Below are 22,001 nucleotides of genomic sequence, written 5' to 3'. Positions count from 1 at the left end.
CGCAAAGTCGCAAAGTTGAGTATTATTTATGTTGTGTGTTTGTTGACTTTTTTTGAATTTCTTTTTTATTAAGTATTAATTTATATGTCTAAATTTTATTTTTTTAAGACTGCTACTGAATACTGCTACTAGAAACAGGTATTCTTAATAATTTTTGATCTTCTAAATACTTTTTTACAGCAATAAGTGCTGCAATTTTTGCTTCTTGTTGTTGCTTGTTTATTAAAGCTTCTGGAGAATAATGCTTTTTAACAAAATGTGTATTGAAATTTCCAGAACGAAAAGCATCATGTTCACACACAAAACTTCCGAAAGGTAAAGTGGTTTCAATTCCTTCAATCTGATAGTTCTGAATAGCGGTAATCATCAATTCAATAGCTTCTTCTCTTGTTTTTCCGTAGGTGATTAATTTTGATAACATGGGATCGTAATAAATGGGAATGTCCATGCCTTGTTCAAAACCATTATCCACACGAATGTTTTTACCTTCTGGTAATTTGTAAACCTCTAAATTTCCCACACTTGGTAAAAAATCATTTAAAGGATCTTCTGCATAGACACGTAACTCTAAAGCGTGTCCGTTAATTTTTAAGTTTTCTTGTGTGATAGGTAATACTTCGCCTCGAGCCACACGAATTTGTAATTCTACCAAATCGGTATTTGTAATGAGTTCCGTAACCGGATGTTCTACTTGCAAACGCGTATTCATTTCTAGAAAATAGAAATTATGATGATCATCTAGCAAAAACTCAACCGTACCAGCACCAACATAATCACAAGATTTTGCAACTTTAATGGCTGCTTCTCCCATCTTTGAGCGTAATTCTGGGGTTAAAATAGCAGAAGGAGCTTCTTCAATTACTTTTTGATGACGACGTTGAATGCTACATTCACGTTCAAAAAGATGCACCACATTTCCGTGTGTATCTGCCATAATTTGGATTTCGATATGTCTAGGTGAGGTAACATATTTTTCTATAAAAACAGCCCCATCACCAAAAGCATTTATAGCTTCGCTGATGGCTCTTTGCATCTGCGATTCGAATTCCATTTCGTTTTCTACCACACGCATTCCTTTTCCTCCGCCACCGGCGGATGCTTTAATTAGAATTGGAAATCCGATTTCTTTCGCTATTATTTTAGCTTTCGGAATGTCTGTAATGGCTTCTTCTGTACCAGGAACCATCGGAATATTATATGCTTTTACAGCCTCTTTTGCTGCCAATTTACTTCCCATTATTTTAATGGCTTTAGATTTTGGACCAATAAAAACGATGTTATTCTTTTCGCAGGCTTCTGCAAAATGGGCATTTTCAGATAAAAAACCATAACCAGGATGAATGGCATCTACGTTTAGGTTTTTAGCAACTTCAATAATTTTATTACCTAATAAATAAGATTGATTGGAAGGTGCTTCACCAATTAAAACAGCTTCGTCTGCAAACCGAACGTGAGGTGCATTTCTATCTATAGTAGAATACACAGCAACTGTTTTTATACCCATTTTTTTAGCGGTTCGAATAACACGAATGGCGATTTCTCCTCTGTTTGCTATTAAAATTTTTTTCATATAAAATTTATGTTTTTTTATTTCGGAAGATGGTTATTGGGTTTGTAAAAACCTTGTAGGATTTTTTCTGTTTATTCAAATGCTATTAAAAGTTGATTTTTATCTACAGTTTCTCCTTTTATAACAGAAATTGTTTTTATAATTCCTGCTCTTGGAGATGTTAATGCGTTTTCCATTTTCATGGCTTCTAAAATTAAAAGAGTGTCATCTTCTTTTACTTCCGAACCAACTTGAATATTAATTTCTAATATTAAACCGGGCATAGGTGCTTTAATTTCGTTGACTTCTTTTGTGATGCCAATTTCGAATCCCATTTCTTTAATAAGGGTATCTAATTCATCATGAATGTTCATACGATAAACCGTGTTATTCACTTTTACGGAATACGATTTTTCATAAAAATTGGCATTTATAATTTCAGTTTTGTACGATAGATGATTATCTAGCACATGAAATTCGGAATCTGAAACTTGTAAAGTGTCTAGTTTTTTTACAGCTTGTTCGTCAATTTTAAAATCGAAAGTATCGTTTACTTTTACTTGATAAGCATGTTTCATCCTTTTTTATAATTTAATGATTGTAAATATATGTTTTTTAAAGCTTTCTTTTTAAGTGGTTTATCTAAATGTTGCTAATTTAATATAGTTATTCTAAGAGAAGTAAGAATATATTATTGGTGTTTTTCTATTGTTTTTTTATGTTTAAGATTGGGTAATACGGCTTCATAAGCGAAGTGAAATTTAATTATATGTAGTTTGTCTTTGCGTAAGGGATAGTAGTGGTATCCTTTTTTACTTTTTTGTAAAAAAGATTTAGCGAATAGCCCGACCCTTTGGGAACGCCCTAAAAGATAACATTGAAATGAAAAATGTAACTTTGCAAATATGTCAGACTTCTTTTCTATGGCATATAAATTGACAATACATTTGTACTTACATTTTAAAACAAACGATGCAACATTATAAAGAATCCAAAAAAGATAAAACCAAACCCAAAGTAACCTTAAAACAAGCTTTTAAAACCATTATTTGGCCAAGAAGAAACTTGGTGTTTTTAGGTTTAATATTAATAATTATTAGAAGTTTATCTGGTTTTGTGCTACCCATGCAAAGTAAAGTTTTGATGGATGAGGTAATTCCTAATAAAGATTACAGTCATTTATACAACTTAATTTTTATTGTTATTGGGGCAATTTTAGTACAAGCAATTACTTCTTTTTTATTGACAAAAGTTTTGAGTATTCAGGCGCAATATTTAATATCAGAATTAAGAGCACAAGTACAAAAGAAAGTTTTGTCTTTGCCTATCAGTTTTTTCGATAATACAAAATCTGGTGCCTTGGTTTCTAGAATCATGAGTGATGTAGAAGGGGTTAGAAACTTAATTGGTACAGGTTTGGTACAATTAATTGGAGGTTCATTTACGGCAATTTTAACCTTGGTTATTTTGTTAAGAATGAATGTTTGGATGACGGTTTTTACCTTTGTGCCTTTATCTATTTTCGGAATTATAGCTTTAAAATCTTTCAAATACATTCGACCGATTTTTAGAGCAAGGGGAAAAATTAATGCAGAAGTAAAAGGACGTTTAACGGAAACGTTAGGCGGAATTAGGGTGATAAAAGCCTTTAATGCAGAAGAACAAGAAAGCAAAATTTTTGAGGAAGGTGTTGATAATATTTATCAGAATGTAAAGAAAAGTATGACGGCAACTGCTATCATGACAAGTTCATCAACCCTTTTAATTGGTTTAGCAACTACTGGAGTGATGGGAATTGGTGGGTATTATATGATACAAGGTACCATGACTTTTGGTGATTTTATTCAGTTTACATTTTTGTTAGCTTTTATGGTAGCGCCAATTGTACAAATGAGTAATATTGGTAGTCAATTAACAGAAGCTTTGGCAGGTTTAGACAGAACGGAAGAGTTAATGAATATGGCTGCGGAAGAAGATGATGAAGAAAGAACGGTTGTTTTAGAAGATCTACAAGGAGAAATTAATTTTGACGATGTTTCTTTCTCTTACGAAGAAGGAAAGAAGGTGATTAATAATATCAACTTTAAAGTTCCTGCTGGTTCTGTAACTGCTTTGGTAGGGAGTTCTGGTTCAGGTAAATCTACCATTGCAGGTCTATCAGCAACATTTTTAAATCCTGAATCTGGTACTATTACTATTGATAATCAAGACATGTCTAAAGTGAAACTATCTAGTTATCGTAAGTATTTAGGTGTTGTTTTACAAGACGAATTTTTGTTTGAAGGTAGCATTAGACAAAACATACTATTTCCTAGACCAGATGCTACTGAAGAGGAATTACAAAATGCCGTAAAGGCGGCATATGTAAATGAGTTTACAGATCGTTTTGATGATGGTTTAGATACTTTAATTGGAGAAAGAGGTGTAAAGCTTTCTGGCGGTCAGCGTCAGCGTTTGGCAATTGCAAGAGCTATTTTAGCAGATCCAAAAATTATTATTTTAGATGAAGCAACTTCTAGTTTAGATACCGAAAGTGAGTCTTTAATTCAGAAAAGTTTGTCTAAATTGGTGAAAGATAGAACAACGATTGTGATTGCACATAGGTTGAGTACTATTAAAAAAGCAGATCAGATTTTAGTTATTGAAGCAGGAAGTATTGCAGAAAGAGGTACGCATGATGAATTGATTGCTAAACAAGGCAGGTATTATGATTTGTATACCTATCAATCTAAAATATAAGACAGAAATCAGTGGATAACAATTCTACTGTTTGTTCGAGCGTAGTCTAGAATTATTTAAAGTTAAAATAGGTTTCCACTGCGCTTAACCTGACATTTTGCTAAAATTGAAGGGTGTGTAGTTTATAAAATTACCTATTCATTTTTAATTTAACATTTAAATTCCACTCCTTTTGTAAAGAAATATAATAAAACCGACTTTTTAAACTATCGAATTTAAATATATAATCGAATTATGAAAAAAGTACTTTTATTGTTAATTGTAGTCATTGCAATTTCTTGTAAGAATGAACCTAAAAAAGAGGTTAAAGAATCTGTAAAACAAGTTGAAGTTAAAAAAGAAACTTTCCCAGAAGAATTAGGAAAAGTTTTTGAAGCTCATGGAGGAATTGATGCTTGGAGAAATGCAGAGGTTTTATCCTTTAAAAAAGGAGAGGAAGTACATACGATTGATTTACAATCTCGTATAAATGTAATTAATGCACCCAATTATGCTGTTGGTTTCGACGGAAAAAATGTTTGGTTAGACGAGGCAGAAAAAGGAACTTTTAAAGGAAATCCTGCTTTTTATCACAATTTATTCTTTTACTTTTATGCAATGCCTTTTGTATTAGCTGATGAAGGAATTACGTATGAAAAAATAGCACCTTTAACTTTTGATGGTGTAGATTATCCTGGTTATAAAATGTCTTTCAAGTCAGATATGGGAAGTTCTCCAGACGATAATTACAAGTTGTATTTTAACGCAGAAACACATCAAATGGAATGGTTGGCATATACCGCAACATTTATGTCTAAAAAACCAAGCGATAAATTCAATATCATTAAATATGGTAAATGGAATAATGTAAACGGATTGATTTTACCATCAGAAATTACTTGGTATAAAAAAGATGAAAATGGTGTGCCAAAAGAACCAGCGAAACCTGCGACTGTGTTTACAGATGCATCAATCAATAAAAATGATTTAACAGATTCATTTTTTTCTAAGCCTGTAAAGTAAATATATTTGCAACTAGATAATTTATAAAATTTAGAGGATGAAAAAAATAATTTTATTGTTAATAGTTGTAATTGCAATTTCATGCAAAAGTGAACCTAAAAAAGAGGTTAAATCAGAAATAAAGAAAGTAGAGGAGCAAGAAGAAACATTTCCAACAGAATTAGGAAAAGTTTTTGAGGCCCACGGTGGTATTGACGCATGGAGAAAAGTACAAGTATTGTCTTTTAATAAGGAAGATGAGGTTCATATTTCCGATTTACATTCTCGTAAGATTATTGTAAAATCACCAAAATATTCATTAGGTTTTGATGGAAATGAAATTTGGTCTTTAGAAGAGGTTGAAGGTAGTTTAAAAAGAGATCCTGCTTTTTATTACAACTTATATTTTTATTTTTATGCCATGCCTTTTGTCTTGGCGGATGACGGAATTACTTATGAGAAAGTAGATGATTTTGTATTTGAAGGAGTCAATTATCCTGGTTATAAAATTTCTTATAGAGCAAATGTAGGTACTTCTCCAGATGATAATTATATTGTGTATTATAATCCAGAAACCTTTAAAATGGAATGGTTAGCGTATACAGTAACCTTTAAATCTAAAGCTCCTGTTGATAAATATAAAATGATAAGGTATAATTCTTGGGAAAACGTAAGTGGTTTTATTTTACCAAAACAAATTACTTGGTATTCTAAAGTTGAAAAAGATCTATATATACCAACAACTAAAATTGTAGATTTTAAATTGGCTTTGGTAAGTCCTGTTAATTTAGCAGATTCATTTTTCGAAAAACGTGTAAAATAGTTTTAGCATAAAAAAGTAAGCGTCGTTTTTTTAAAAACGACGACTTACCAAGTAAACTAATAAAACCAAGTATTAGTATAAATATTAGAAGTTAGCTTTCTAATAAATTGTTATTCGGAATACGGTTGGTGATTAAAACTCAGCACCCTTTTTAATTTCCAAATTTTGTTTTCTAAAATCCAAAGGTGTGTAAAATCTGCAATTCCAACAGTTTTTAATACACCTTTTTGTTTTTCTTGAAACGTGTGTTTTCCTTTTTGAATAGCCCCATAAATAACGCCATTATTGTTTAATTGATGTACTTCTAAAGAATTAGCAACTAATTGTCTGGTGTTATTTCCTGGGTTGGTACATAGGTTCTTTTTTATAATATCAATAAATTGTTCTTTATTTTGGATACCTCCAACGTCATGATAAAATTCAAAATTATCAGCTATAATTGGGCTTAGTTTTTCGATTTCACAATTGTTAAACGCTCTTTCAAATAAAATACTATCTTTTGATTTTAATGTTTTAAACAAGTTTGAATTTGTATCAACCTGAGCGTTTAAAACAAAGTTGTAAAACAACATTGCTAAAAACAGTACTACTTTTATTAAAATTGATTTTCTAAAAGGTTCTAAAAAAGAGTCCATAGTTTTGGTTGCTTAATTTGTTAAGGTTGCTTATTTCTTAGAAATACTTCCGCCAGAAGTTGTTTTTTTATCAATTGTTTTTGGGTTTCCTTTAAAATCAATATCGCCACCACTTGTTGCTCTTGCTTCTAATTTTTTTGAAGCATAAATATTAATATCAGCTCCACTTGTTACTTTTGCTATAGTATTTTCACTTTCTAAATCATATGCATCAATAGAACTTCCGCTTGTTGCATTAGAAGCATGATTTATCGTATTTCCAGAAATATGAATATCAGATCCGCTTGTAGAATTTGTTTCTACACTTGTTGCGTTTACTTTAATATTAATATCTGCACCACTTGTAGCTGAGATAGAAATTTCATCGGTATTTATAACATCTTTTCCGTAAACATCACTTCCGCTTGTGGCTGTTAAAAGCGTTAAATCTTTAATGGTAACATGTACCTTTTTGGCTGCTGCTCTCCAGATTCCTTTATCAGCATATACTTTTAATATGCCATTTTCAACTTCCGTAATAATAATATCGTGTAAATTTTCATCAGCTTCTACGGTAACTTTATTTTTAGAGCCTTGAGTTATGTAGACATCTAAACCTGTACTTACTTTTATTCCCGTAAATTGATCTGCAATTTTTCTGGTTTTTGTAATTACATTTTTATCTCCGTTAACTCTATTCATCATGTCTATACTACAAGATGTAAAAAGAGTAGTTATAAATAGAATTGCAATAATTTTTGATACTGAATTTTTCATGTGTTTGGTTTTAATTATATTGTAAATGTCTTTTAATAGACGCTTAAAATCAAAGGATGGTTACTCAATTGTTGTTTTTTATGGTTGAATTGTATTAATTAACTTCCTCTTCAATAATTTTAGTATCTTCTAATTCTACTTCACAATCTGTACATTGTAAGGATTTATCGGTCATTTTAAAATGATGATTAACCATGTCTTTGTCATAAATATCAGTTTCATTTTTTACATCGTCTAAAAAGTTTTTTACTGAATGATCAAAATAAATGGTGTTTCCTTCTTGAATATAAACTGTGATATTAACTTCTTCATCTTTCCATATATTTTTAAAGTTTGATAAATAATAAGCATCTAAAACAATCGTATTATTGATAATTTCATATTTATATTCAATTCTTTCAGCATTCCAGTTTGCATTGTATCTGGTTTTTCCAGAAGACTCTTTTTGAAGAATTATATATGCTTCATTAGAATTACTTTTTTTAACATCAACATTAATATTATTAGAATATAATTTGTTTATTCCATCTATTTCAACTTGCTGTTTACTAGAATTTCTTCTTAAATTGTGTCTGTAGTAAATTTCATCATCATTGATCATTTTTAAATTGATGGTATCATTTTCCATACTATTTAAAGCTGTTTTCTTTACAAACTGACCGTCATTTACATGAGAGGTTCCGTATTCTATTCCTGTAAAAATCATGGTTAATAAAGCCATTACCCAAATACCTAAAAGTGTTAATGAAGTTGGTTTGCTAATTTTTTTTACACTGCTCGATAATATGCGCAACCCTAAAACAAATAAGATTAAAAACGGAATACCAATTAATAAAAATGCTGCAAGTGTTAATACCCACTTTGGTAAAATTGCATCATAGAAAAATGGCGGATATTGTAAAAACTCTCCGTTCACATTTAAAATCTCTAAACTTCCTACTGAAAACCCACCAATGATTAGTGATAAAATAACCGCACCAGCAATAAACACTAGTAGAATTCCAATAAATTTCCCAATCACTTTAAAGAATACAAGAATAATCTTGCCTATGGTGTTGATGAAATCTTGTAATCCATTATTTTTTTGAGGCTTTCCCGAAAAAGTCTGATTCATTTTTTCTGAAAACTCATTAGCGCCATCTTTAAATTTTTCTGAAGCTTTATTTGCAAATTCGGTTACATTTTCTGAAACATTATTAAACTCTTCACGAATCTTTTTTTCGATATTATCGATGTTTACAGGCTCTCCTTCCATTTGTAATTTCTCTGCCGTCGTTTTAGCTTCTGGCAACAAAATCCAAAGGATAATGTATAAGATCACTCCAAAACCAGCTCCAAAGAAAAGGGCTAACAAACCAAGACGAATCCAGATAGTATCTACATCAAAATAATGTGCAATACCAGAAGCAACTCCTCCTAAAAATTTATCATCACCATCTCTAAATAATTTTTTTCCGGTAGTGTTATTTCTAGTATATGAATAGTTTGCGTCACTATATTCTTCTTCAGCGCTAGCGTAATCTTCTGGTTGTCCCATAATTTTAATGATATCTTCTATATCACCTTCATTAATAACCTGTCTTGCATCTGTTATTTTTTCTGATAACAATTCGCTAATACGTGCTTCTATATCTGCAATGATTTCATTTTTTCCTTGCGGATCATCGCTCAACGATCTAGAAATAGATTCTAGGTATCGCTTTAATTTCTGATAGGCAACTTCATCTATGTGGAAGAAAAACCCGCCTAAATTTATGTTGATTGTCTTATTCATTGGTAGTTGGTTTTTTGCTGATTACTTGGTTTACTGCGTTTACTAAATTACTCCATGTTTTATCTAGTTCTTTTATAAACATGCCTCCGTTTTCTGTTAAAACATAATATTTTCTTGGTGGTCCAGAGGTTGATTCTTCCCATCTGTAGGTTAACAAACCTGCGTTTTTTAAGCGTGTTAATAACGGATATATGGTGCCTTCAACCACAATCATTTCTGCACTTTTTAATGTGGAAAGAATTTCAGAAGTATAGGCATCTCCATTTTTTAGAATGGATAAAATACAATACTCTAAAACACCTTTTCGCATTTGTGCTTTTGTATTTTCTATTTTCATTTATTGTGGTTTTAAATGATTATTTAATAAATTTTATAGTGAAAGGATATTTATAATTTTCTCCTTCTTTCGCTTTTAATGCAGCTATAATTATCAATGCAATTTTAATGATGCCTACAATTCCTGCAAGAGATGCAATACCAAAAACACCGAATAAATTAGAAGTCTCAAAATTGATATTAATATGATTAAAGTTGTTAAAATTATCGAAGTTTCTAAAAATAGATCCAATAAAAACAGGAATAAAAGTTAAGGTCAATATAAAAATATACAAAGAATAACTAATATTAAAGTTGATTGCTTCTTTACCATGTTCGTCTAAAAAGGTACTTCTGTCTTTTAACGTTTGCCATGCAATTAATGGTGTAATTATATTACCAAAAGGAAATATAAATCCTGCGAAAGCAGAAATATGTATTAAAAAGGCATTGGTGTTTTCGTTGTTTTGTTTCATGATTTATAAACTATATAATACTTTCTTATGCAAATATATATCTTTAAAAAGGTATTATGCAATACATAGTACTGTATTTAACATTTTTTTAACATTTTTATTTTTGGTTAAAAAAGCTATTAAAAAGTCTTGTATCCGTTGTTATTATTGGGTTTTGGTTTCATTTATTTTAACTACCTTGTCAACTTTAATAGTAGTTTTTAAAATTAATTAAATATATAAAATGAAATTTACTCCAAGAAAAGTCAATCTTTTTAACCTTGTAAAATTGCCTTTAGCATATTTAGGAGGCGTAAGAGTGCGCACTATTACAGATACAGAAGTGGTGGTTTCTATAAAATACAGATGGATGAATCAGAATCCGTTTAGAAGTATGTTTTGGGCTGCACAAGGCATGGCGGCAGAAATGCCAACAGGTGTTTTGGTAATGAAGGCAATAGACGATTCTAAGGTAAAAGTATCTATGTTGGTGACCCAGCAAGAAGCGCAGTTCTTTAAAAAAGCTACGGGAAGAATTCTTTTTTCTTGTAAAGGAGGAAATGAAATTCGAGAAGCAATTCAAGAATCTATTAAAACTGGAGAAGGGCAGGTTATTGTTTTAACATCCGAAGGAAAAAATAAAGATGGAGTAGTGGTTTCTAGATTTCAATTCCATTGGAGTTTAAGAGTGAAAAAGTAGTTTATTCTTTACCTTTATATAGTTCTGGTCTTTCTTCGTTATAATCACATTCTTGAAAAATACCACAAGATACATTTGTACGCGCTAAAGATTTTGTTACTTCAAATTTTTTAGATAAAGCTTCTATTTCTGGAGATAAATATTTCATAATTTTTTTATTTTTTAATTCGTGTATTAAATATAGTTTTTCTTTTTATCACTGCAAAAATATGGCTTTTTCTACTTATAAATAATTAGAAAACGGCTGTTTTGGCTTTATTAACAAAAATTTAAAAGGTTCTTTACATAAACCTTTCATAAGAAGTAATGTATCAAAAAAATGTACTTATTTAGATTGAAGTAAAATTCACTAAATTTAAAAAAATAGTTTTTTGGTGTAACAAATACCCTTTAAAATCTTCTAATTAATGTATTAACCTTAAAAATTGAATTATGTTTCAAGATAAAATTCCACAAAACTCAAACAATAGAAATGCTCACGAGATTGATTATAAAATCTTTGGAGAAGAAATGCAGTTTGTAGAAATTGAGTTAGATCCGCAAGAAGGAGTCGTTGCAGAAGCAGGTACTTTTATGATGATGGATGACAATATTAAAATGAATACTATTTTAGGTGATGGTTCTAATCAAGAAACGGGCTTATTAGGAAAGATATTTTCAGCAGGAAAAAGAATTTTAACTGGCGAAAGTTTATTTATGACTGTTTTTACCAATGATGGCTTTGGAAAAAAACAAATTTCATTTGCGTCTCCGTATCCTGGTAAAATTATTCCGATTGATTTAACAGAATTTGGAGGGAAGTTTATCTGCCAAAAAGATGCATTTCTTTGTGCAGCAAAAGGTGTTTCTATTGGAATAGAGTTTTCTAAAAAATTAGGGAGAGGTTTGTTTGGTGGAGAAGGTTTTATTATGCAAAAATTAGAGGGAGATGGTTTAAGTTTTATTCATGCAGGAGGAACCATGGCGAAAAAAGTATTACAACCTGGTGAAGTTTTAAAGGTAGATACGGGGTGTATTGTTGGTTTTACTCAAGATGTAGATTATGACATTGAGTTTGTTGGTGGTATTAAAAATACTGTTTTTGGAGGTGAAGGATTGTTTTTTGCTTCTTTAAAAGGGCCAGGAACTGTGTATATTCAATCTTTACCTTTTAGTAGATTGGCAGGACGAGTTTTGTCAATGGCGCCAAGAACAGGAAGTGGAAAGCGAGGAGAAGGAAGTGTTTTAGGTGGAATAGGAGATTTATTAGATGGTGATAATCGATTTTAATATGTAGCTTTTATCATTCTGTCATTTCCAGAAAAATCTTTTTTTAACTCTATGTTTTTAAATCCTTTTTGGTGTAGCATATCTACGGTTTCTTTTCCTAAATATTGATTGATTTCAAAAAATAACAATCCGTTTTTAGTAAGGTCTTGTTTTGCTAAATCTGCAATTTTTTTATAGAAAATTAGTGGGTTTTCGTCATCAACAAAAAGGGCAAGATGTGGTTCGTTTTGTAATACATTATTGTTTATTTCTATCTTTTCTAATTCTCTAACATAAGGAGGATTAGAAATTATGAAGTCATATTTTTTAGGCAATTCTTTAGCTTTTAAAATATCTATTTCTAAGAAAGTAATGTCTACTTTATTTAAAATTGCATTTTGCTTTGCTTTTTTTAAAGCTTCTAAAGAAACATCTATAGCAGAAATAGAAACGTTATTTAAGTTCTTAGCCAAAGAAATAGGAATGCAACCTGTACCTGTTCCTACATCAAGAATATTTAATTTATTGTCTTGATTTTTACTTCTTATTTCTTGAATTTCATTGATAACCCATTCTACTAGTTCTTCTGTTTCCGGTCTTGGTATTAAGGTATTTTCATCTACTAAAAATGGTAAACTATAAAACTCAGTTTCTCCTAAAATATACTGAATAGGTTCTTCTTTTTGAAGTCTTTTTACAATATTTTTTAATTCTGATAAAATACTTTCATCAATTAAAAAGTCTGGTTTTAAAACGGTATCGATTCTTTGTAGGTTCAGTTTTAGTTCTATCAACATAAAAAAGAAAGAATCAATTTCTGTTTTTGGATACATCGTTGATAATTCACTGTTAAAAAAAACACGAAAATTTTGAAGTGTCATAGATAATTTATAATAAGGGGCTTAAAAATCTAGCAAGACGTTCAAGTGTTTTTTGTTTGTTAGATCTGTTTAAGAAATCTTCTAGAGTTATTTTGGTGGCTAAATTTTTTCTTTCATTGAATTCTTTTGATATTTCTGAAGTAATTTCTTCATCAAAAATTAAAGCATTTAATTCATAGTTATGTTCAAAGCTTCTGCAATCAAAATTGGTAGAACCGATAGAGGCAATCTCATCATCAATAAATATAACTTTACTGTGCGAGAAATCGTCCCTTAAATAAATATCTACTCCGGCTTTTAATAAACCCTCAAAATAAGAATACATACTATAGGTAGCTATATTAGAATCGGTAACTTTAGGCAATAATAAAGTTACTTTTACACCGCTTAAAGCTGCAATTTTAAACGATTCTAATATAGAGTAAGTAGGTATAAAATATGGGTTTAATACACAAATACTCTTTTCTGCTAAATTAATAAGGCTCAAATATTGTTGCATTACAACAGGTTGTTTGTAATCTGGACCGCTAGAAACAATTTGTATTGTAGTGTTTCCTTCTGCGTTACAAACCGTATTGTATTTTTCTTTCTGACTTAAATCTATATCTGTTGCGTAGTAATAATCTTTTAAAAAAGTATCGTGTAAATTAGCGACTGCACAACCAGATATTTGTACATGTGCATCTTGCCAAATACCTAAATCGGTGTCTTTTGTAATATATTCATCAGAAATATTTACGCCACCTGTAAAACCAATTTCATTATCTATAATTGCAATTTTTCTATGATTTCTATAATTTAAAGAAAAAAGAAAACTTCCAAATTTAAAAGGAGTTTCTGGATATATTTTTACACCTATTTTTTTTAGGTGTTGTATGGTTTTTTTGTTTAAGGGAAAGCTTCCTATAGAATCGTATAAAATACGGACTTCTACATTTTCTTTTCGTTTTTGCTCTAATAAGTTAATAATATTGTTGAGAATTTCGCCATTTTCAATAATGTAATATTGTAAATGGATAAATGATTTAGCATTCTTAATAGCTTTAAAAAGTGCTTCAAAAGTTTCTTTTCCACTTTTTAAGACTACAACATCATTATTTAATTGTAGCGGTAAGTTTGTGTTATTAAAAATTAGATTAGATATTTTAGAAGCTTTGTGACTCTTAAGTACAGCTACATTTTTATTTTTTTCATTTTTGCGATTCTTTTCAATGTAATCTTTCCTTTTTTTAGTCTCTTTAAGTTCAAAGTATTTTATTTTTCTTCTATTAATGCCGAATAAAATAAAAGCAAAAACCCCCATAAAAGGAAATAAGAGTGTAATTAAAATCCAGCTTAAAGATTTAGAAGGTTTTACGCCAAAATATAAAATATTGTAAAAAGCCCAACTAAATAGTACAAGGTGTATCGATAAGAGAATAGTATATATCAATTTTTATAATTTTTTAAGCATCCAAACAGGGCAAGAATAATGTCCGGTATTTCCCATAGGTTTGTCAAGATTTACAAAACCATTCCTTTTGTACAATGCTTGTGCAGCATTCATATAAGGCATAGTTTCTAAATAACAGTTTTCAAAACCAATTGTTTTTGCTTTTTCTAAGCAAGTATTTATTAATTTAGAACCCAAACCTTTTCCTCGTGTTATCGGTAAAAAATACATTTTTTGAAGCTCGCACGTATTGCCTTCAAAATTATCTAATTGTGCAATTCCTGCGCCTCCAACTACCTTGTTATTATGCTCTACAACATAATAAAATGAGGTTGGTTTTTCAAAGTTTTCAAACATTTTATCAGTAGCTTTGTCTTCGTAGGCAGTACCAATTTTTGGTGCACCCATTTCTAAAAGAACCTCTCTAATTACAGTTGCCATTTGTGCATTGTCTTTAGATTGAATTTCTCTAATGATAAAATCTGTACTTTTCATTTATTACTGTATTTTTGCAAGAGCAATTTACCTTTTTTTTTAAATATTGAACATGAAAAACCTTATATATTTTGTACTTTTCTTTACATTCATTACAAGTTGTTCTGTAAGGGAAAAACCTGTTTTTATAAAGGTAGATAATGTAAAGGTAACCTCTTTTAAGGGAGATACTATTCGTTTAAAAGCATCAGCTTTTTTTGAAAACCCAAATGATGTTGGTGGTATTATTTCTACGGATGAAATTAAGGTGATTGTAAACGGTGCAGAAGTTGCACAGGTTTCTTCAGATGAATTTGAAGTACCAGCAAGAAAGGAGTTTTCTATACCTTTAATGGTGGTAATTCCTGCTAAAAAAGTCTTTGATAATAACAAAAACGGAATCTTAGGAGGTCTGCTAAATTCATTTTTAAATAAATCTATAAAAGTGCAATTTACAGGAGATTTAAAATACAAGGTTTTCGGGTATTCTAGTGTATATCCGATAGATCAAATTCAGGAAATCAAATTTTAATTGTTAGTGATAGATCACAAATTATACATAAAACGTTGCTTACAAATAGCCAAAAATGGGGTAGGCGTTTCGCGTCCTAATCCTTCTGTGGGGGCAGTTGTAGTATATCAAAATAAAATTATTGGCGAAGGTTTTACATCTGCTTATGGTGGTAATCATGCAGAAGTAAATGCAATTAATGCCGTAAAAGACAAAGTACTTTTAAAAGAGGCAACGATCTACGTAACTTTAGAACCTTGTTCTCATTTTGGTAAAACGCCACCTTGTGCAGATTTAATTGTAAAACATCAACTGAAGAATGTTGTTGTTGGTTGTGTAGATTCTAATAGTTTGGTTGCTGGTAAAGGAATTGAACGTCTTATAAATGCAGGGATTAATGTAATTGTTGGCGTTTTAGAAGATGAGTGTAAAGAACATCACAATCGTTTTTTTACGGTTCAGAATAAAAAAAGACCTTATATTATTTTAAAATGGGCACAAACTAAAGACGGATTTGTTGCTCCTTTAACAAAAGATGAGCAGAAACCAGTTTGGATTTCTAACCCATATTCTCAGCAGTTAGTCCACAAATGGCGAGCACAAGAACATGGAATTTTAGTAGGAACAAATACGGTTTTTGCAGACAATCCTAAATTAAATGTTAGGAGTTGGACTGGTCAAAATCCTGTTAGAATTGTTTTAGATCGTACTTTAAGAATTCCGGAAAATAGTAGTGTTTTAGACGGAAGTGTAAAGACGATTATCATTACAGAAAAAGAAGAATATCTGTTCGAGAGTAGTCGAGAACTAATTCTTGAAACCATAGATTTCTCTCATAATCTAGCAAAACAAGTTTGCAATGTTTTACAAAAGCACCAAATTCAATCTGTAATTATAGAAGGAGGTACGCAGACTTTACAAACTTTTATAGATGAAAATCTCTGGGATGAAGCGAGGCTTTTTGTAGGGGAAACCACTTTTAAAGTAGGAGTGAAGGCACCTGTTTTTAAGAAAGTAGTTAAAGAAGAAATAAACATCAAAACAGATGTTTTAAAAATATATACAAATGATTAAAAACATCATTTTCGATTTTGGCGATATTTTTATCAACCTAGATAAAAAACGTTTTGCAAAAGAATTACTGGACTTAGGGATTTCGCAAGAAGCAGAAGTCAATTTACCAATTTTGAACGAGTACGAAATGGGCTTAATTTCTACAGAAGAGTTTGTTGCTTTTTTTGAAGCTAAGTTCAATGTTTCAAAAGAAAAATTAGTAAAAGCTTGGAATTCTATTCTGTTAGATTTTCCAAAAAACCGATTAAAGTTTATTCAGGAATTAGCAGAAAGTAAAAAATACAGATTATTTTTATTGAGTAATACCAACGATTTGCATATTTCTTGGATTCAAAATAATGTTGGAAGTGAGTTCTACAATTCCTTTAAAATCTGTTTCGAACAATTTTATTTAACGCATGAAATTCATTTAAGAAAACCAAATGTTAATATTTATGAATTTGTGTTGAATGAGAATAACTTAATAGCGGAGGAAACACTTTTTATAGATGATACTAAAGAAAATACAGTTTCTGCAAATACCTTAGGCATTCATACTTGGAATTTAATTCCGGGAGAAGAAGAGGTAACGGAATTATTTACAAAAAAGGAAAATTTATTTTGATTTATTTAATTTTCAGCATTCTTTTTTCAACCTTATTGTTTGTCATATTTAAATATTTCGATATTTATAAAATTGACACTTTAAAAGCAATTGTTGTAAATTATTTAGTGGCCTTTTGTTTAGGCTTCGGTTTGTCTGAAATTACATTTTCTTTTAATGAAATACCTCAGAAACCTTGGTTTTTTGGTGCTATAATCTTAGGAGCTTTATTTGTTTCAGTATTTTTTGTAATGGCAAATACAGCACAACAAAATGGAGTTTCAGTAGCTTCAGTTGCAGGAAAAATGTCTGTAGTTATTCCAGTGGTTTTTGGCATTATTTTATATGATGAATCGGTTACTTACTTTAAAGTTATTGGTATTTTAATTGCCTTATTATCTGTTTATTTAGCCTCTGTAAAAGAAGAAAAAAGTACTTTGAATAAAGCCGGATTAGTGTTTCCAATATTACTTTTTTTCGGTTCAGGTATAATTGATACGACACTTAAATATGTTGAAGTAAATTTTGTTCAAAATAATGAAACCTCCCTTTTTTCTGGGAGTTTATTTGGTTTTGCTGCTTTTTTTGGATTACTTATTTTATTGATAAAAACGCTTCAAAAGAGAGAACCATTTGGTTTTAAAAATATAATTGCAGGTATTGTTTTGGGAGTTCCTAATTATTTTACAATTGTATTTTTAATTAAAGCGATGCAAACATCAGGTTTTGAAAGTTCTACTTTATTTACAATTAATAATGTGTCTGTTGTAGTAGTATCAACCTTGGTTGGGTTATTGTTGTTTAAAGAAAAATTTAGTTTAAAAAATAAAATAGGAGTTGCTTTGGCAATTATAGGAATTGTCTTAGTAACCATTGCTTAATATGTTAGAAGACGTTTATAAAACAATAGAAAAACCATCTGAAGAAACCCTTTTTAAAGAAAAAGGATCTAAGTTTTTTGGATATGTTTTTCCTGTTTTATCAGAAGAAGATGTAAAAGAACATTTAGAAGAGTTAAGAAAGCAACATCATGCTGCACGTCATTTTTGTTATGCCTATCAATTGGGTATTGAAAACATAAAATTTAGAGCAAATGATGATGGAGAACCTAATAATTCTGCAGGTTTACCTATTTATGGTCAAATACAATCTTTTGAAGTAACCAATATTTTAATTGTTTCTGTCCGTTATTTCGGAGGAACAAAATTGGGTGTTGGTGGTTTAATTTCTGCGTATAAAACGTCAGCACAAATTAGTTTAGAAGCTGCTGATATTTTAGAAAAAACCATCAATATTTATTATAAGTTAACTTTTGAATACGATATGATGAATGCCGTACAAAGAGTTATCAAAGAGAAAAATATTGACATTACCAATCAAAAATTAGAAATGAATTGCGAGTACACCATTTCTATAAGAAAAAAAGATGCACAAGCAATTTATACTATTTTTGATACTTTATATAAAGTTGATATTAAAAAATTAGAGTAATATTTTAGTTCAAGAAAGTTTTCTTTGTTTAAAAAATTAATATCCCAAACCTTTTAATAAATGATCAGGGCAGCGAGTTGGTTTCATCGTTTTAGAATTCATAAAAGCTAAAACAGAACTTCCTGTACAAATGAGTTCGTCATTTTGATTTACAATTTCATAATCAAACTCAATTTTAACCATGGGCTTCTTTTTCAATATGGTTTTTATGGTTAAAACATCATCATACAAGGCCGATTTTATAAATTTAAAATTTATAGAAATAACAGGAAGCATTATCCCACTTAATTCCATATCTTTGTATGTAACCCCTAAAGAACGCATCCATTCGGTACGTCCTAGTTCAAAAAATTGCGCGTAATTACCGTGATACACAACCCCCATTTGATCCGTTTCGGAATATCGGATTCTAGTTTTTGTTATAGATTTTTTCAAGTGATATAATTAATTAGTGTTTTGTGTATTCTACGTAAAAAATAGTTAATAATCAATAGCAAATTGATTTTTTTATACTGAATTTTATTCACATTTTTGTACCACCTTAAAAAAGGCATCATAAGCCCTTTTTAAACCCTAATTATAACACAAAAAATCGCTAAAATTAAATGATTGTAAATGCTGACTCAGTTTGGGATGAATGTTTGTCTTTTATAAAAGATAACATAAAACCGCAAGCATATAAAACTTGGTTCGAGCCAATAAAACCGGTAAAACTTTCTGGCGAAGCGTTGACTATTCAGGTGCCTAGTAAATTTTTTTACGAATGGTTAGAAGAGCACTATATCAAATTATTACGTGTTGCATTGGTAAAACAATTAGGTAACGATGCCAAATTGATTTACGATGTAAAAATGGAAAACAATTATAGCAGTAATAGGCCGCAAATTGTTAAAATTCCAAGTTCTAATAGAGATCCTTTAAAGCCGCAAAGAGTAACTGTTCCTTTAGAGTCTAATAAAAGAGAATTAAGAAATCCTTTTGTAATTCCAGGATTACAAAAAGTAAAAATAGAATCTCAATTAAACCCTAATTATAGTTTTGCAAATTTTATAGAAGGCGATTCTAATAGATTGGCTCGTTCTGCAGGTATGGCAGTGGCAAATAAGCCCGGAGGAACCTCTTTTAATCCATTATTAGTGTATGGTGGTGTCGGATTAGGTAAAACACATTTGGCGCACGCTATTGGTGTGGATATCAAGGATAAATATCCAGATAAAACTGTTTTATATATTTCTTCAGAAAAATTTACACAACAGTTTATAGATTCTGTAAAATCGAATACAAGAAATGATTTTATTCATTTCTATCAAATGGTAGATGTGTTAATTATTGATGACGTACAATTCTTATCAGGTAAAGCTGGTACACAAGATGTATTCTTCCATATTTTTAACCATTTACATCAAAATGGAAAACAGGTTATTTTAACTTCAGATAAAGCACCTGTAGATATGCAAGATATAGAACAACGTTTATTATCTCGTTTTAAATGGGGATTATCTGCTGAGTTACAAGCACCAGATTATGAGACTAGAATTTCTATTTTACAAAATAAATTATACAGAGATGGTGTAGAAATGCCAGAAGATATTGTAGAATATATTGCTAAAAATATAAAATCTAACGTTAGAGAATTAGAAGGTGTTGTTATTTCTATGATTGCACAAGCTTCTTTTAACAGAAAAGAATTTTCTGTAGAATTAGCAAAACAAATTGTAGATAAGTTTGTAAAAAACACAAAGAAAGAAGTTTCTATAGATTATATTCAGAAAGAAGTTTCTAAATATTTTGATATGGATGTAGCTACTTTACAATCTAAAACTCGTAAACGTCATATTGTACAAGCGCGTCAATTAGCGATGTTTTTTGCTAAGAGATTAACAAAAACTTCATTGGCAAGTATTGGTAATCAAATTGGGCAAAGAGATCATGCAACCGTATTACATGCTTGTAAAACGGTAGACAACTTAACGGAAACGGATAAGCAGTTTAAAAAATACGTAGAAGATTTAACTAAAAAGCTGACTTTCTAAAAAGAGAACTTCAAAAAACTTATTGATATTTAATTTTACGCTCTTAAATTTTTTAAGAGCGTAATTGTTTCTTATTTTTATCAAAAATTATTTTTATGCAAAAAATATTGATGGTTTGTTTAGGGAATATATGTCGTTCTCCCTTAGCAGAAGGAATTTTACAATCTAAAGTAAATTCTAATATTGTTTCTGTAGATTCTGCAGGCACTGCTGCATATCATATAGGTAAACTTCCGGATGAACGCTCTATAGAAGTTGCCCAAAAACACGGAATAGATATTACTAGGCAAAGAGCAAGAAAATTTGTTGTAAAAGATTTTGACGAATTTGATATTATTTTTGCGATGGATGATAGCAATTATCAAAACATACTCTCATTAGCCAGAAATAATACTGATGAGCAAAAAGTACGAATGATTTTAAATGAAACACATCCTACTAAAAATTTAAGCGTTCCAGATCCATATTATGGAGGAAATGAAGGTTTTAAAAATGTGTATAAGATGTTAGATGAAGCCTGTGATATTATTGCCGGTAATTTGTCTTAAAAAAAGGATGCACCTTATCAGTGTGAGTCTGTATTATAAGTATCAAAAAAAAATAAAATATTATTTCTACGTTTTTAGTTTGTATAAAATCGTGAAAACTGTATCTAAAATATAAAAAATGATTGGTAAACTCTATTTAATCCCCACTACTTTAGGAGAAACTGAACCTTTAGAAGTAATGCCTTTATCAGTTAAGAAAGTAGTTGAACAGATTGATTACTATATTGTTGAAAATGAAAAATCAGCAAGAAGATTTATTAAGAAAATCTCACCTAAAAAATCTCAGCCTTCACTTCAATTAATGTTGTTAGACAAATATGCTGAAGAATTAGAAACGTCTAGATATTTAGATGTTTGTAAAGAAGGAGTTAATGTTGGGTTATTGTCTGAAGCTGGTGTGCCTGCAATTGCAGATCCCGGTGCAAGTATTGTTAAGTTAGCACATGAAAATAATATTCGTGTAATTCCTTTAGTTGGACCATCGTCTATTATCATGGCAATGATGAGTTCTGGTATGAATGGACAGAACTTTGCTTTTAACGGGTATTTGCCTATTGATAAATCGGATAGAAAAAAAACGATAAAAGATTTGGAGAGAATTTCTCAAGATAAAAATCAATCTCAAATTTTTATAGAGACACCTTATCGAAATGATAAAATGTTGGCAGATTTAAAAGCAACTTTATCGCCAACTACCAATTTATGTATTGCGGCAGATATTACTTTGCCGTCAGAATATATTAAAACCATGATGATTAAAGACTGGAAACATCAACAGCCAGACTTACATAAGAAACCAGCTATTTTTATTATTCACAAGTAGTCTAATTATATTAACTATAGTACATTACTCTATTTAGACTAAAGTTTTATTAAAGGCTTTGTGATGTGAATATTATAATAGATACTTCAAAAAAAAACACTTAATAATCTATAGATTATTAAGTGTTTTTTTTTGAAGTCTAAAAATGAAATAAATATGTATTTAGACTTATTGCT

Annotated in this window: 25 protein-coding genes; 13 read left to right on the top strand and 12 right to left on the bottom strand. The window is 30.0% G+C overall.

Annotated features, from left to right (window positions below; translation table 11 throughout):
- Positions 1-112 precede the first annotated feature (112 nt).
- Both accC and H0I29_RS18195 read right to left on the bottom strand, forming a co-directional pair.
- Positions 113-1,570, bottom strand: coding sequence for an acetyl-CoA carboxylase biotin carboxylase subunit (gene accC / locus H0I29_RS18200; protein ID WP_218753915.1), 1,458 nt, complete (start codon positions 1,568-1,570; stop codon positions 113-115).
- A 71-nt stretch (positions 1,571-1,641) separates the two neighbouring features.
- On the bottom strand, positions 1,642-2,127 hold the full coding sequence (locus H0I29_RS18195; RefSeq protein WP_218753913.1) for an acetyl-CoA carboxylase biotin carboxyl carrier protein subunit: 486 nt from the start codon (positions 2,125-2,127) through the stop codon (positions 1,642-1,644).
- A gap of 394 nt (positions 2,128-2,521) precedes the next feature.
- Here H0I29_RS18195 and H0I29_RS18190 point away from each other — a divergent pair, with 394 nt between their 5' ends.
- The 3 genes from H0I29_RS18190 (at position 2,522) to H0I29_RS18180 (ending at position 6,092) form a co-directional block, all read left to right on the top strand.
- Positions 2,522-4,288, top strand: coding sequence for an ABC transporter ATP-binding protein (locus H0I29_RS18190; protein ID WP_218753911.1), 1,767 nt, complete (start codon positions 2,522-2,524; stop codon positions 4,286-4,288).
- Positions 4,289-4,522: 234 nt separating this feature from the next.
- Positions 4,523-5,290: a DUF6503 family protein gene (locus tag H0I29_RS18185; protein ID WP_218753909.1), complete on the top strand. Its 768-nt coding sequence runs from the start codon at positions 4,523-4,525 to the stop codon at positions 5,288-5,290.
- Between the two features lie 37 nt (positions 5,291-5,327).
- A complete protein-coding gene (locus H0I29_RS18180) occupies positions 5,328-6,092 on the top strand; it encodes a DUF6503 family protein (RefSeq protein WP_218753907.1) in 765 nt (254 codons plus the stop codon).
- Positions 6,093-6,202: 110 nt separating this feature from the next.
- Here the strand turns inward: H0I29_RS18180 and H0I29_RS18175 are convergent, their stop codons facing one another.
- The 5 genes from H0I29_RS18175 to H0I29_RS18155 form a co-directional block, all read right to left on the bottom strand.
- A complete protein-coding gene (locus tag H0I29_RS18175; RefSeq protein WP_218753905.1) occupies positions 6,203-6,727 on the bottom strand; it encodes a nuclear transport factor 2 family protein in 525 nt (174 codons plus the stop codon).
- A gap of 30 nt (positions 6,728-6,757) precedes the next feature.
- Positions 6,758-7,483: a head GIN domain-containing protein gene (locus H0I29_RS18170; protein WP_218730915.1), complete on the bottom strand. Its 726-nt coding sequence runs from the start codon at positions 7,481-7,483 to the stop codon at positions 6,758-6,760.
- Between the two features lie 94 nt (positions 7,484-7,577).
- On the bottom strand, positions 7,578-9,257 hold the full coding sequence (locus tag H0I29_RS18165; RefSeq protein WP_218753903.1) for a PspC domain-containing protein: 1,680 nt from the start codon (positions 9,255-9,257) through the stop codon (positions 7,578-7,580).
- Positions 9,250-9,594 (bottom strand): PadR family transcriptional regulator, encoded by a 345-nt coding sequence (locus H0I29_RS18160; RefSeq protein WP_165733545.1) that lies wholly within the window; start codon positions 9,592-9,594, stop codon positions 9,250-9,252. The genes H0I29_RS18165 and H0I29_RS18160 overlap by 8 nt, the downstream gene beginning before the upstream one ends.
- A gap of 19 nt (positions 9,595-9,613) precedes the next feature.
- A complete protein-coding gene (locus tag H0I29_RS18155; protein ID WP_218753901.1) occupies positions 9,614-10,048 on the bottom strand; it encodes a DUF4870 domain-containing protein in 435 nt (144 codons plus the stop codon).
- A 223-nt stretch (positions 10,049-10,271) separates the two neighbouring features.
- Between H0I29_RS18155 and H0I29_RS18150 the strand changes: the two genes are divergently transcribed.
- Entirely contained in the window at positions 10,272-10,727 is a 456-nt protein-coding gene (locus H0I29_RS18150; RefSeq protein ID WP_218753899.1) for a DUF4442 domain-containing protein, read from the top strand.
- Position 10,728: 1 nt separating this feature from the next.
- On the opposite strand, the gene H0I29_RS18145 is transcribed toward H0I29_RS18150, so the two are convergent.
- Complete coding sequence (locus H0I29_RS18145) at positions 10,729-10,875, bottom strand: hypothetical protein (protein WP_165733542.1); 147 nt, start codon at positions 10,873-10,875, stop codon at positions 10,729-10,731.
- A gap of 284 nt (positions 10,876-11,159) precedes the next feature.
- On the opposite strand from H0I29_RS18145, the gene H0I29_RS18140 reads away from it, so the two are divergent.
- Positions 11,160-11,996, top strand: a complete 837-nt coding sequence (locus H0I29_RS18140; protein ID WP_218753897.1) for a TIGR00266 family protein — start codon at positions 11,160-11,162, stop codon at positions 11,994-11,996.
- On the opposite strand, the gene prmC is transcribed toward H0I29_RS18140, so the two are convergent.
- The 3 genes from prmC to H0I29_RS18125 are packed head-to-tail and all read right to left on the bottom strand — an operon-like array spanning position 11,993 to position 14,783.
- Positions 11,993-12,856 carry a peptide chain release factor N(5)-glutamine methyltransferase gene (gene prmC / locus H0I29_RS18135; RefSeq protein ID WP_218753895.1) on the bottom strand — a complete coding sequence of 288 codons (864 nt, stop codon included), beginning with the start codon at positions 12,854-12,856 and terminating at the stop codon, positions 11,993-11,995. The genes H0I29_RS18140 and prmC overlap by 4 nt on opposite strands.
- Before the next feature lie 7 nt (positions 12,857-12,863).
- Entirely contained in the window at positions 12,864-14,288 is a 1,425-nt protein-coding gene (gene cls, locus H0I29_RS18130; RefSeq protein WP_254712667.1) for a cardiolipin synthase, read from the bottom strand.
- Positions 14,289-14,291: 3 nt separating this feature from the next.
- The gene (locus tag H0I29_RS18125; RefSeq protein ID WP_218753893.1) at positions 14,292-14,783 is read right to left on the bottom strand and encodes a GNAT family N-acetyltransferase; all 492 of its coding nucleotides are present in this window, start codon (positions 14,781-14,783) and stop codon (positions 14,292-14,294) included.
- A gap of 52 nt (positions 14,784-14,835) precedes the next feature.
- On the opposite strand from H0I29_RS18125, the gene H0I29_RS18120 reads away from it, so the two are divergent.
- Genes H0I29_RS18120 through H0I29_RS18100 form a run of 5 tightly spaced genes read left to right on the top strand, consistent with a single transcriptional unit; the run spans position 14,836 to position 18,421 of the window.
- Positions 14,836-15,294 (top strand): LEA type 2 family protein, encoded by a 459-nt coding sequence (locus H0I29_RS18120; RefSeq protein WP_218753891.1) that lies wholly within the window; start codon positions 14,836-14,838, stop codon positions 15,292-15,294.
- 6 nt (positions 15,295-15,300) lie between these two features.
- Positions 15,301-16,347, top strand: coding sequence for a bifunctional diaminohydroxyphosphoribosylaminopyrimidine deaminase/5-amino-6-(5-phosphoribosylamino)uracil reductase RibD (gene ribD, locus H0I29_RS18115; protein ID WP_218753889.1), 1,047 nt, complete (start codon positions 15,301-15,303; stop codon positions 16,345-16,347).
- Complete coding sequence (locus H0I29_RS18110; protein WP_218753887.1) at positions 16,340-16,951, top strand: HAD-IA family hydrolase; 612 nt, start codon at positions 16,340-16,342, stop codon at positions 16,949-16,951. Before ribD ends, H0I29_RS18110 begins: the two co-directional genes overlap by 8 nt.
- Positions 16,948-17,811, top strand: coding sequence for an EamA family transporter (locus H0I29_RS18105; RefSeq protein ID WP_218730904.1), 864 nt, complete (start codon positions 16,948-16,950; stop codon positions 17,809-17,811). Before H0I29_RS18110 ends, H0I29_RS18105 begins: the two co-directional genes overlap by 4 nt.
- A gap of 1 nt (position 17,812) precedes the next feature.
- Positions 17,813-18,421, top strand: a complete 609-nt coding sequence (locus H0I29_RS18100) for a YigZ family protein (RefSeq protein ID WP_218753886.1) — start codon at positions 17,813-17,815, stop codon at positions 18,419-18,421.
- A 36-nt stretch (positions 18,422-18,457) separates the two neighbouring features.
- On the opposite strand, the gene H0I29_RS18095 is transcribed toward H0I29_RS18100, so the two are convergent.
- The gene (locus H0I29_RS18095) at positions 18,458-18,856 is read right to left on the bottom strand and encodes a thioesterase family protein (RefSeq protein ID WP_165733534.1); all 399 of its coding nucleotides are present in this window, start codon (positions 18,854-18,856) and stop codon (positions 18,458-18,460) included.
- A gap of 170 nt (positions 18,857-19,026) precedes the next feature.
- Between H0I29_RS18095 and dnaA the strand changes: the two genes are divergently transcribed.
- The 3 genes from dnaA to H0I29_RS18080 all read left to right on the top strand — a co-directional run bounded on the left by dnaA (position 19,027) and on the right by H0I29_RS18080 (position 21,825).
- Entirely contained in the window at positions 19,027-20,454 is a 1,428-nt protein-coding gene (dnaA, locus tag H0I29_RS18090) for a chromosomal replication initiator protein DnaA (RefSeq protein ID WP_218730902.1), read from the top strand.
- Positions 20,455-20,549: 95 nt separating this feature from the next.
- Positions 20,550-21,002 (top strand): low molecular weight protein-tyrosine-phosphatase, encoded by a 453-nt coding sequence (locus H0I29_RS18085; RefSeq protein WP_218730901.1) that lies wholly within the window; start codon positions 20,550-20,552, stop codon positions 21,000-21,002.
- A gap of 118 nt (positions 21,003-21,120) precedes the next feature.
- Positions 21,121-21,825, top strand: a complete 705-nt coding sequence (locus tag H0I29_RS18080) for an SAM-dependent methyltransferase (protein WP_218730900.1) — start codon at positions 21,121-21,123, stop codon at positions 21,823-21,825.
- Positions 21,826-22,001: the final 176 nt, after the last annotated feature.

The sequence above is a fragment of the Polaribacter sp. R2A056_3_33 genome (genome assembly GCF_019278485.1).
Taxonomy (GTDB): domain Bacteria; phylum Bacteroidota; class Bacteroidia; order Flavobacteriales; family Flavobacteriaceae; genus Polaribacter.
The sequence above is the reverse complement of the archived record's forward strand: the minus strand, read 5'-3'. Positions and strand labels throughout refer to the sequence as shown.

Coding starts and splice junctions, on each gene's coding strand:
- accC (WP_218753915.1), bottom strand. CDS start 1,570: ATGAAAAAAATTTTAATAGCAAACAGAGGAGAAATCGCCATTCGTGTT.
- H0I29_RS18195 (WP_218753913.1), bottom strand. CDS start 2,127: ATGAAACATGCTTATCAAGTAAAAGTAAACGATACTTTCGATTTTAAA.
- H0I29_RS18190 (WP_218753911.1), top strand. CDS start 2,522: ATGCAACATTATAAAGAATCCAAAAAAGATAAAACCAAACCCAAAGTA.
- H0I29_RS18185 (WP_218753909.1), top strand. CDS start 4,523: ATGAAAAAAGTACTTTTATTGTTAATTGTAGTCATTGCAATTTCTTGT.
- H0I29_RS18180 (WP_218753907.1), top strand. CDS start 5,328: ATGAAAAAAATAATTTTATTGTTAATAGTTGTAATTGCAATTTCATGC.
- H0I29_RS18175 (WP_218753905.1), bottom strand. CDS start 6,727: ATGGACTCTTTTTTAGAACCTTTTAGAAAATCAATTTTAATAAAAGTA.
- H0I29_RS18170 (WP_218730915.1), bottom strand. CDS start 7,483: ATGAAAAATTCAGTATCAAAAATTATTGCAATTCTATTTATAACTACT.
- H0I29_RS18165 (WP_218753903.1), bottom strand. CDS start 9,257: ATGAATAAGACAATCAACATAAATTTAGGCGGGTTTTTCTTCCACATA.
- H0I29_RS18160 (WP_165733545.1), bottom strand. CDS start 9,594: ATGAAAATAGAAAATACAAAAGCACAAATGCGAAAAGGTGTTTTAGAG.
- H0I29_RS18155 (WP_218753901.1), bottom strand. CDS start 10,048: ATGAAACAAAACAACGAAAACACCAATGCCTTTTTAATACATATTTCT.
- H0I29_RS18150 (WP_218753899.1), top strand. CDS start 10,272: ATGAAATTTACTCCAAGAAAAGTCAATCTTTTTAACCTTGTAAAATTG.
- H0I29_RS18145 (WP_165733542.1), bottom strand. CDS start 10,875: ATGAAATATTTATCTCCAGAAATAGAAGCTTTATCTAAAAAATTTGAA.
- H0I29_RS18140 (WP_218753897.1), top strand. CDS start 11,160: ATGTTTCAAGATAAAATTCCACAAAACTCAAACAATAGAAATGCTCAC.
- prmC (WP_218753895.1), bottom strand. CDS start 12,856: ATGACACTTCAAAATTTTCGTGTTTTTTTTAACAGTGAATTATCAACG.
- H0I29_RS18125 (WP_218753893.1), bottom strand. CDS start 14,783: ATGAAAAGTACAGATTTTATCATTAGAGAAATTCAATCTAAAGACAAT.
- H0I29_RS18120 (WP_218753891.1), top strand. CDS start 14,836: ATGAAAAACCTTATATATTTTGTACTTTTCTTTACATTCATTACAAGT.
- H0I29_RS18110 (WP_218753887.1), top strand. CDS start 16,340: ATGATTAAAAACATCATTTTCGATTTTGGCGATATTTTTATCAACCTA.
- H0I29_RS18100 (WP_218753886.1), top strand. CDS start 17,813: ATGTTAGAAGACGTTTATAAAACAATAGAAAAACCATCTGAAGAAACC.
- dnaA (WP_218730902.1), top strand. CDS start 19,027: ATGATTGTAAATGCTGACTCAGTTTGGGATGAATGTTTGTCTTTTATA.
- H0I29_RS18085 (WP_218730901.1), top strand. CDS start 20,550: ATGCAAAAAATATTGATGGTTTGTTTAGGGAATATATGTCGTTCTCCC.
- H0I29_RS18080 (WP_218730900.1), top strand. CDS start 21,121: ATGATTGGTAAACTCTATTTAATCCCCACTACTTTAGGAGAAACTGAA.